We start from the raw sequence: 298 nt of genomic DNA, 5'->3' as shown, positions 1-298 counted from the left end.
TAGCGGTACCCTGACAATCACCGCCTACAACAGCCTGACCGGGGTCGGCAGCTACAGCTACGAGCTGACCAGCCCGACCACCGACGGACCTGGCCCGGAGACCGACACCTTCAGCCTGACCACCTCGGACGGCACGGCCATTTCGCTGCCGGCGAGCATCATCATCGAGATCGTCGACGACGTGCCGCATGCGGTCGATGACGGCAACAGCCTCAGCGAGGATACCGTTACCCCGGTCACCGGCAGCGTGCTGGATAATGACCTGCACGCCAACGGCGAGCCGGGCGCGGACACCCCG

1 protein-coding gene is annotated in these 298 nt (G+C 66.1%); it reads left to right on the top strand.

Annotation, left to right across the window (positions count from 1 at the left end; all coding sequences use genetic code 11):
* On the top strand, nucleotides 1–298 hold a 298-nt coding region (locus PH586_RS23505), incomplete at both ends, for a hypothetical protein (RefSeq protein ID WP_271350220.1).

It is taken from the genome of Pseudomonas aestuarii (assembly GCF_027988105.1).
Taxonomy (GTDB): Bacteria; Pseudomonadota; Gammaproteobacteria; order Pseudomonadales; family Pseudomonadaceae; genus Aquipseudomonas; species Aquipseudomonas aestuarii.
The sequence above is the reverse complement of the archived record's forward strand: the minus strand, read 5'-3'. Positions and strand labels throughout refer to the sequence as shown.